Annotated in this window: 1 protein-coding gene; it reads left to right on the top strand. The window is 51.7% G+C overall.

Annotated features, from left to right (window positions below; genetic code table 11):
- Positions 1-134: 134 nt before the first annotated feature.
- On the top strand, positions 135-506 hold a 372-nt coding region (locus tag FDX22_RS26535), incomplete at its 3' end, for a ribose-5-phosphate isomerase A (protein WP_186805480.1).

A 506-nucleotide genomic window follows, 5' to 3' on the forward strand; every position in this document is an offset into this window, starting at 1 on the left:
CACTATGACACAAATTTAGGTTGGGTAAAGACGAAATCCGCCGCTTGCGAGCGGGTGTGGGAACATTTTTCTGCACAATGTTCTATAATGCGCGTGAATTTTCCCACCATATTCACACCACAGGCGAAACGATCATGACGCAGGATGAACTGAAAAAAGCAGTAGGATGGGCGGCACTTCAGTATGTACAGCCCGGCACCATTGTGGGCGTAGGTACCGGTTCAACAGCCGCACACTTTATTGATGCGCTGGGCACCATGAAAGGTCAGATTGAAGGCGCAGTGTCCAGTTCGGACGCTTCCACTGAAAAACTCAAAAGCCTCGGTATCCACGTGTTCGATCTTAACGAAGTGGACAGCCTTGGCNTCCACGTGTTCGATCTTAACGAGGTGGACAGCCTTGGCGTATACGTTGACGGCGCGGATGAAATCAACGGCCACATGCAGATGATCAAGGGCGGCGGTGCAGCGCTGACCCGTGAAAAAATCATTGCTTCGGTGGCGAAG

This window comes from Citrobacter sp. TBCS-14 (genome assembly GCF_005280805.1).
Lineage (GTDB): Bacteria > Pseudomonadota > Gammaproteobacteria > Enterobacterales > Enterobacteriaceae > Citrobacter > Citrobacter gillenii.